Below are 8,437 nucleotides of genomic sequence, written 5' to 3'. Positions count from 1 at the left end.
CCCCGCGGAGCGGGTACCACATCGCTGCGCGATGTGCAAGCGAACACCCCCGCTTCGCGGGGGTGTTGCGCTCCCGCTCCGCGTGAGCGTGGGTGGGTCGCTACCGCTCCCCACCCAACCCGAGCGCTCCGCGCTCGGGTTGGCGCTCCCTGCGCTGCGCTCCGGGAGCGAAGCCGCTACGCGGCCAAGCCTGGGGCTACGCCCCAGGCTGAAGGGGGCGGAGCCCCCGGGAGGCCGGCCCCGCTACGCGGGGCGGCCACGGGCCTTCGGCCCGAGCAGCAAGAGGGGGTGGTCGGTGGCGCGGGAGACCTACAACCTGATGCGCCATCAGGGATGACACTACACCCGCCAACCCGAGTGTGCATCAAAATGAGATACGGATCGACTCTGGACCCAAGCCCCACCCCCGGCACAGGGTGGAGGGCTCATACCGGGGACCAGTGAACCTGCACAGTGCTCAACCAACCTGCACAGCCCGCCACTCCAGCCAGGAAAGCCCAGGTTCACTGATCCACGACATGTGAGGTGGTGCTGCCCTTTCCATAGCGTTGCAGCCTATACGCGAGAGACGCCTTAATAGCGCTCGATCGTGATCGCATTAAGAAGTATCCACAGCTGTAGCGCATTTGGAATAGTCCTATCCAAGTGGCACAAAGCAGTCTTGAGTATCGCCACAGTAACGGACATTCCAGGGTTGCGTATTGAGTGCCGCGGAGAGAGACTGCGTTACAACCATCGATCCACGCACAGCCTCGAGCTGGCTTAGAACCATGGTTCTTCCGGACTGTTCATCAAGCATCTTGTTGCGAATATAGAAGTACCGCGGCAAGTTGCCATTATTAAGGGCCCACCGCTGAGCCTTGTTATAAAAGTCGCAAGGTTGTTGCACTACGGGTGCCCCTTCCAGGGTGCTCGTAGCGGTCAGGCATTGATTTGTGTACTTGTTGCGGTACATGTAGTAGCCGTACGGGTCTCCATTTTCGAACACCCATCGATTGTTATTATCCCAGTGCCGATTGTTCCAAACGCGAGCCAGGGCACCGTTTGCGGTATCACCCTGATCGTAGCCTATATTGAGAGCATATCCGCCCTCTTCTATAGTGTTTCCACCCCACATGGTTTTTATCTTCATGATGTAGCCATCAAGTACGCCGCTATCCGGAAGGGGCTCCTTGCTAAGCGTCTGGAGGGGAACTTTCGTCGGATCTACTTCCGGGTCGGCAGCATAAGCAGATTGAGGCATGGCCATCAACGCGCCGATGCTAACTGCCGAGGTGAGGAGCGCTAAAATTCTACCTCGCAAAGCAAGTTTAGCTTTCACAGAAAATCCCCTCTGTCCACATTAACGGAAAATATTCCACTAAGGTGATATGCGTGCATTAAGTGTCTACAGGTTATAGATGCTGGTAGCAAGGTAATCAAGTGGACGCTCGCCAAACATGGGGGATACCCCTTAGATCCAATACCGGTGACTTTGATGGGTGTTGGCCGGTGAGTGTGGTGTGCCGAGGCCTGGACAGGTGAAGTCGTCGGGGGGCCGGTTGTCGGACCGGATCGCTCTGGGTGTGTTGACGCGAGTGTTTCCGCCTAAGTTGGTGGATGAGGTGGTGGCGGAGTGCGGGCGGGTCGAGCAGCGCTCGGGGCTGTTGCCGGCTCGGGTGGTCGCGTATTTCGTGCTCGCGATGTGCCTGTTTGCGGGGCAGGGGTGTGAGGAAGTGGCCCGGCTTCTGACGCAGGGGCTGAAACGGGTGCGCCGGTGGGAGAAGCCGTGGCGTCTGTCGGCGTGGCTACGAGAACGGCGAGGACCAGGTCATCCCGATCACCGACCAGGACCTCGCCGATATGCCGCTGCCCACGGCGAAGGCCATCGAGATCGTCTCCTTCGTGCCGTGGGAGTCGATCGACCCCCGCCACATCGGAGAGTCGTCGTACTACGTCACCGCAGATGGCCAGATTGCGGCCACCCGTACACCCTCCTGCGCCAGGCCTTGGGACGGAACGAGAAGGTGGCCGTCGCGAAGTTCGCACTCCGCGGCCGCGAGCGACTCGGCCTCCTGCGCCCCTACGGCGACGCACTGCTCCTCCACGCCATGCGCTGGGACGACGAAGTCAGAGACCCCAGCGAGCTCGCGCCGGACACCGTTGAGCTGACCGACCAGGAACTCGCCGAGGCCATGGCCCTCCTGGAGGCCCTGTCCGTGGACCGGCTCGACGAGCTGGAGCTGACCGACCAGTACCGCGACGCCCTGGTCGAGGTGATCGAGGCGAAAGCCGAGCACCGCGCACCGGCCGCCCCCGAAGGCGCGGAAGGCGCGCCGGCCGGTCAGGTCGTCGACCTCATGGCCGCGCTGGAGGAATCCGTGGCCAAGGCCAAAGCGTCCCGCGGCGAGACCGGTGACGACGGCGGGCACGCCACCGTCCACGAGATGCCGAAGCCGAAGAAGAAGACCTCGGCCAAGAAGAAGGCGCCCGCGAAGAAGACGGCCGCCAAGAAGACCACGGCGAAGAAGGCCGCGCGGAAGCGGGCTTCTTCGCTCCGTACCGCGGACGCTCCGGTGCCCCCGTGAACGCGTCGCCACCCCGGGCGACCGGACCGAGCGTCGCTTCGCCGATCAAGGCGTCCGTCGGCGAGAGGTCCGATCAGGTGATCGTGGTCCGTGTGCCTGGGTGTCGACAGCCCCCATAATCGAACAGGCGTATCATTTCAGCCGTGGCCGATACCCCCTTCCCGAGTGACCTCCTGAGCGCGCAGCTCGCTCTCCACCAGGCCCGAGCGGACTTTGCCGCGCTGTGCCGGACCCTGCCGTGGTCGGTGGTCCCGATGCCGGGATGGCCCGGCGACGTGCACCCTCATACCGGCGTCGTGACCGGCGGCCGGGAGGACAGCCCCGGCTGGACCGACGAGCAGAAGACCGAGCACGCCCGGCTCCTCGGCCGGCTGCGCGACCTGGCGGCCGACGTGACCACTCACTCCTACTGGCGGTCGCGGGAGCAGGGCGATGCGGTGGTGACGGCACGCATGGCGCTCAAGCAACACCCCGACACCCAACTCGCCCCGGCCCAGGCCGCGTAGGCGGGCGCCATGATCGGGCTGTCGATGTCCGAGCGGCTGGCCAAGCACCGAGCCGTACTGGAGTACCTGCGCTGGCAGATCGACGTCACGGAGCGGACCATCCGGCAGTTGGAGGCCGAGGAGCGGGAGGAGAAGCGCCGGCGGGAGGTCGCGCACGCCGAGCTGCGGTGGAAGATGTTGCCCGCGCGGGCGGCCGAGGGGCAGCCGGTGCTGCACCGCGGCGGCTGCCACATTGACCCGCGGCAGACCGGCCTCCTGTCCCGCGAAGAGGCATTCACCACCATGCGGCAGTTCCCCGACCTGGAGTTCTGCGACATCTGCCAGCCGTGGGGGAGCCTCGAAATCGACAGACCCCCGCCGCCGGGGCGCCGGGCGTACGGCGGCAACCCGCCCTAGGGCGCCCGCTTCCGAGCGGTCTTCTTCGCCGCGGTGCCTCCACACACATGGCCGAGACGCTGAGCGGGCCCGGACTACCCGGGCCCGCTCAGCTTCTCGCGGACCAGCTACGTGCTTCAGTTGCCGATCTCGCGGCGTAGTACCGGGGTACTCACTCCTGCCGCGAACAGGCCTGCCAGGAACGCGGCTGGCAGGACACCGGCACCGAGGTAGGTCAGCAGTCCGACGACTCCGCCAATCATGATCGCAATCACGAGCACGACCGCCGAGTGCATGCTGATCATCGGCGGCTGCCCAGGCCCAGAATTGTCGTACCCCATATTTGGGGTACCGTCGGATGCAGTAGGGGGCGACATAGGTGGTAAAGCCCTTCTCGCGGTCTCTCAACGGTGGTCACGAGCGCCCGCTACGGCCTGATCGGGGAGTCCCGCCGCTGCACCACGCCGGCCAAAGCTCGGTGCAGCAGGGACTCCCCGTTCGTCGTACCGGGAACGCCTGACAGCCACGATACGCAGAGGGCGTGGACCTGCCCCAATCGGGAATCCCACACCTCATGTCGTCGGATGTGCCTGAACTCCTTTGACCTGCGGGTTCACTGCTGCTGTGTCAGATATTGGCCGCGCGATGACATCACTTTTCATGGCAGGGCGGCCCGTCGAGCACCACTTTGAAGGCGACATTCCGGGGGTATCCAGTGGTCAGCGGGGGCGCGGACGTCGACCTCTTCACATGCCCTGGGTGGAATGGTCGGGCCGCTGACCGAAGTCATCCTCGTAGACGGACTTGTACTCAGCGAAGAACAACTTGGTGCTGAACATGTGCCCTTCGGCACAACGGACGACGGTGCGCACCGTCGAGTGCGGCAGCTTGCCGATGTGGGGAGTTGGGGCGGCCCGGTGGTACTGCCCCCAGAGCTACGGGCACCGGGCCTGACCCGTGCACTCCATTCTGGCGCGGGCTCCGGCGAGGATAGCCGCAGGACCACGGTTCCCATGTCGGCCTGTCGGAGCGCAGTCCGGGGCGCTCCGGCCTGGCAGACTGAGCGCCGTAACCGAAGTAGCCGCCCCCGGCGGTGAAGCGAACGGAGAACCCATGGCCAGAGTCCATGTCGTCATGAACCGCAAGGGTGGCGTCGGCAAGAGCCTGATCTCGCTGAACATGGGCGCGGTCTGCGCCGATGTGCGAGGCACGCGACCGGACGGAAGTCCTTTCGTGGCGGTGGCTTCCGCTGACCCTCAGGGCACGTCCCTGTGGAGGGCGGCGCGACTTGCTGAACTGCCTTTCGACATCCTGGACATCTCCGGGGACATCGAGAACATCGCGCATCTGAAGGCGCTGCCTTATGCGCACATCTTCGTGGACACTCCCGGCTGGGCGGAGATCAACCCGGAGACCGGTATTGATCCGCTGGGGACGGACACGTATGGGCGGATCCTGCGGGCGCTGCTGAGCCAGGCGGACGACGTGATCGTTCCGATGATCACCGAGATGGACTGCTACGAGCCGACGTGGCAGACGATCGAGTGGGTACTCAAGCCGCTCAATGTGCCGTTCCAGGTCGTCATCAACAACTGGCCGCCGGCGGAGGGCCAGGCGTACGTCGACGGGACCCGTGGCTGGTGCGAGGACCACGGCTATCCGGTCGCGCAGACCGTGATCCGCCGGTATCGCGTGCATACGAATGCGACCAAGGTGGTGACGCAGTACAACGCCAACCGTGTGGAACTCCAGGCCCGTGAGGACTTCTATCGCTTCGCCCTGGAGCACGGGCTGCGGGGGGCTGAGAGCGGTCTCCCGTCGCAGGCCGCCGCGGGCGCCGAGGCGGTGGGCGCGTGATGGCCGGCACCCGCACGAGCATCGCCGATCAGCTGCGGTCGACCACGGTCGGCACCGAGGTCGATCCCAGGAAGCAGACCATCCAGGGCCAGTCTCCACAGACCAAGCCTTATCGTCGAGGTGACGAAAAGACTAATAGTCTTCCTGCGGTCTCAGTCTTCGTCCCGCCGGGCGCGACGAGTCCGGCCGAGCGGCTGTCGTACTGCGAGAACGCGATCCTGCATGCGGAGCGCGTAACCGAGCTGGCGACCGAGCGAATCACCCAGCAGTACCTTCTGTGGGTCGCCGAGCCCTACCAGATCGTCCGAGACGAGGACCTGTTCCGGCAGGCCGGCTACGAGACCTTCGACGCCTGGGGCCGCGCTCTCCATGGGCGCAGCGGCGACTACATGAACAAGGTCATCCGTGTCGGCCCGGTCGTCCGGGCTCTCTCAACGATCACCCGGCGCCAGCTCAAGGAACAGCCGCTACGCCCGCTGATCTCCGTACAGCGCAGCCACGGAGACGACGCCGTCCGCGCCTGCTGGCGCACGGCAGAGGCCGCCGGCGACCTCACCGAACGCGGCCTTCGCCGTGCCGCCGTCGAGCGCGGCTACAGCGTGGCCCCGGAGCCTGCCGCCCCTACGCCCGCAACGCACGCGTTGGCTCCCTCCACGCTACTGAACGTGGCGAAACTCAAGCGGCTGGCAGCGGCCGACCCAGCTCAGGCACGCGACCTGTGCAGGGGCCTACGTGAGGAACTGGACGCGATCGAACGCGACCTTCCCGCCCAGGAAACCGACGCCTGAAACACAAAGCGGCCCCCGCCACCCGGATCGAGGTCCGGGCGACGGGGGCCGCTTCGCGCGCGTACTGCTGCGTGATCAGAGATCGGAGGGCAGACGCTCTCCAGTCTCGGCGTCATAGGCGATACCGGTGGGGGAAAGGCGGATCTCCCGGGACGCCGCTCGATCGCCCTCCTTCCAGCTCCTTCCGCCGACCGCTACTCGGACCGTCACATCAGCCAGAGGATCCGTCACCGGGACCTCGATCCGAGGGTCCCTGGGGTATTTGAGGTCAGCCGTCAGAGCGCTGTGCACGCTCTTGCCGCCAGCATCGATCCGCAGGTATCGCGCGTTCGCGTCGAAGAACGAGCGCAGTTCGATGACGACGCGCTCCCTGTCGCTGGTCCACTGTGCGACGAGGTCTGCCTTGACTCCGTCGAGGTGGAGCTCCGCGCCGGAGAGGCCTGCGCGACCTCCTTACGGTCCTCCTGCCGTTGTTCGGCTTCGGCTCCTTGCCAGATGACGGCGGTGGCCACCGACGCGGCGGCCACTGCGGCGACGTAGGGCCAGACTCGGCGCTGCCGCCGTTCCGTGGGCGGGTGCGGGAGCAGCTCGTCGCTAGCCGGTACGGCCGGGTCGACGCCGCTGTACCAGGCCGGGTCTGTCTGCTCGGCGGTCGCGCTGAGCCATTCGGGATCCTTGCCCATACCGGTGACGGTAGCGCGGAGCTGCTGCGCCTGTGCGGGGCTTCCGCACAGATCGGCCACCCGGGCGCGGGTCGCCAGCCAGGACACGGCCTGATCCGACATGATCCCGTGGGCCGTGATGTCCTCGCGCTCTCCTATCGCCGCGAGTTGAGCGGCTTCGTTGCACCGGCCTTGCTGCGCCGCCTGGAGGACGTCGTGGTGCCGACGGTCGATGACGGTGGGCGGCATCTCCCAGTCCCAGCCGTCCTCCTCCGGATCCTGCACGACGAGGTCCAGGCCGTGGTCCTGGTCGTGCTCCTGGTCCTCGTAGTCGTCCTCGTCGTCCTTGTCCGTCCAGGCAGGCACAGCCGGGTCCTGCTCGGTGGTGTGGGCCTGCTGCGCGGCGCGGCGGCGGGATGAGGTGTCGGTGAGGGCGGCCTCTTCCGCGTCGAGGACGGTTTCGATGATGTCGACGTAATGGGGGCCGACCTTCCACACGGCCTGTCCCGGGGCCAGCGTCGGGATCTCCGACACAGCCCAGTCAGGCAGTCCGAGCAGCGCGCCAACCGCTGCGGCTTCCTCGGGTCCGAGGCGTCCGACGTGGGCGACCTCACAGAGCCGGGCGAGGTCGCGGGCGGGGCCGTCGCCGAGGTCGGAGAGGGTGTGCATGACGACGTCGAGGCTCATCGCCGCTTTGCGCGAGTTCTTGAGCAGGCGTTGGATCAGTTCGCTGGTGGCAGGCGAGAGGAGGATCTGCCACGCCTCCTCCAGGACCAGATGCCTGTGTACGGCGGTCGACTGAGGCAGCCACACATTCTCCGCCCAGCACGAGATGGCCGCCATCAGCGAAGGGATCGCGGGCGAGTTGCGGTCGAGGCGGGAGAAGTCGAAGACGATGATGGGCTGGTCCGTCTCGGGCATCCCCGAGTCACGGCCATCGAACAGACCGGTCAGCGAGCCCTCGGTGTAGCGGGAGAGCGCTATGGCGACGTCCTCGCCCCACGTGGCGAGGCGGGCGGCGGGCCAGCGCCCGTCTTCCGGACTCACCAGCGCATCGACCAGTCCGCCCAGTGCGGTTGATTTCGGATGGTTGAGCGCGTGCTGGAGAGCGTGGGTGGACTGCCTGGTGAGGGCATCCGGTTCGGCGGCGACGATCAGCGACCGGATGAGCTGCTCGCGCACCGGAGGCGGCAGCAGCGTGCTGCACGGGTTGAGAGTGAAAGAGCCGGCCTCGATGACCCGGCCCCCGAGCGATCGCGCTAGTGAGCGGGGGCCAGTTGTGCATCCCGTCGGTGTAGCCCATCCCGATCGTGCACCGGAGGTGGAGTGCTACATGTCCAGGGTCAGTGATCAGCTCAGGCAGCAGGCGCAGTTGACCGGGCCGGTGTCCGAGGGTGTACGGGCGATCCAGCTTTGACGTCCAAGGCGGGGGTGCGTCGGAGCAGAGAAGGTGTTCGCCGCGTAGGAGATGGAGCATTCCGTCGTCGTCGCGCCTGGCGGTGAGAACGGGTAGCGAGCTCCGGGGCGGCAGGCATGGGCTCGACCGACCTGAGCGGTGCATCTCGTCGTACAGCGCGTCGAGGCCGGGGAAGAGGGCGTACTCCCACATCAGCGCGAAGCGCCGGTTCTCCGGGAAATCGTCAAGCGAGGGCACTCCGGCAGCCTGCCGCAAGGGTCCGACA

8 protein-coding genes and 2 pseudogenes are annotated in these 8,437 nt (G+C 66.2%); 7 read left to right on the top strand and 3 right to left on the bottom strand.

From position 1 onward, the window contains the following. Positions 1-637 precede the first annotated feature (637 nt). Positions 638-1,249, bottom strand: a complete 612-nt coding sequence (locus ACFY8U_RS36005; RefSeq protein ID WP_389576322.1) for an RICIN domain-containing protein — start codon at positions 1,247-1,249, stop codon at positions 638-640. 232 nt (positions 1,250-1,481) lie between these two features. Here ACFY8U_RS36005 and ACFY8U_RS36000 point away from each other — a divergent pair. The 5 genes and pseudogenes from ACFY8U_RS36000 to ACFY8U_RS35980 form a co-directional block, all read left to right on the top strand. Beyond that, positions 1,482-1,763, top strand: a pseudogene (locus ACFY8U_RS36000) (transposase domain-containing protein); the annotation flags it as partial. Positions 1,764-1,842: 79 nt separating this feature from the next. After that, positions 1,843-1,896: pseudogene (locus ACFY8U_RS35995) on the top strand (hypothetical protein); the annotation flags it as partial. A 110-nt stretch (positions 1,897-2,006) separates the two neighbouring features. Continuing rightward, positions 2,007-2,567 (top strand): Ku protein, encoded by a 561-nt coding sequence (locus ACFY8U_RS35990; RefSeq protein WP_389576328.1) that lies wholly within the window; start codon positions 2,007-2,009, stop codon positions 2,565-2,567. A 143-nt stretch (positions 2,568-2,710) separates the two neighbouring features. Next, positions 2,711-3,073: a hypothetical protein gene (locus ACFY8U_RS35985; protein ID WP_389576321.1), complete on the top strand. Its 363-nt coding sequence runs from the start codon at positions 2,711-2,713 to the stop codon at positions 3,071-3,073. Positions 3,074-3,082: 9 nt separating this feature from the next. Further along, positions 3,083-3,469 carry a DUF6233 domain-containing protein gene (locus ACFY8U_RS35980; RefSeq protein ID WP_389576320.1) on the top strand — a complete coding sequence of 129 codons (387 nt, stop codon included), beginning with the start codon at positions 3,083-3,085 and terminating at the stop codon, positions 3,467-3,469. 116 nt (positions 3,470-3,585) lie between these two features. Here ACFY8U_RS35980 and ACFY8U_RS35975 read toward each other — a convergent pair whose 3' ends face one another. Then, positions 3,586-3,753, bottom strand: coding sequence for a hypothetical protein (locus tag ACFY8U_RS35975; RefSeq protein ID WP_389576319.1), 168 nt, complete (start codon positions 3,751-3,753; stop codon positions 3,586-3,588). Between the two features lie 808 nt (positions 3,754-4,561). Here ACFY8U_RS35975 and ACFY8U_RS35970 point away from each other — a divergent pair. Next, entirely contained in the window at positions 4,562-5,305 is a 744-nt protein-coding gene (locus tag ACFY8U_RS35970) for a ParA family protein (protein WP_389576318.1), read from the top strand. Continuing rightward, positions 5,305-6,093: a hypothetical protein gene (locus ACFY8U_RS35965; protein ID WP_389576317.1), complete on the top strand. Its 789-nt coding sequence runs from the start codon at positions 5,305-5,307 to the stop codon at positions 6,091-6,093. Before ACFY8U_RS35970 ends, ACFY8U_RS35965 begins: the two co-directional genes overlap by 1 nt. Before the next feature lie 275 nt (positions 6,094-6,368). Here ACFY8U_RS35965 and ACFY8U_RS35960 read toward each other — a convergent pair whose 3' ends face one another. Beyond that, entirely contained in the window at positions 6,369-7,937 is a 1,569-nt protein-coding gene (locus ACFY8U_RS35960) for a hypothetical protein (protein WP_389576316.1), read from the bottom strand. Between the last annotated feature and the right edge of the window lie 500 nt (positions 7,938-8,437).

Source organism: Streptomyces sp. NPDC012508 (assembly GCF_042902595.1).
Lineage (GTDB): Bacteria > Actinomycetota > Actinomycetes > Streptomycetales > Streptomycetaceae > Streptomyces.
The sequence above is the reverse complement of the archived record's forward strand: the minus strand, read 5'-3'. Positions and strand labels throughout refer to the sequence as shown.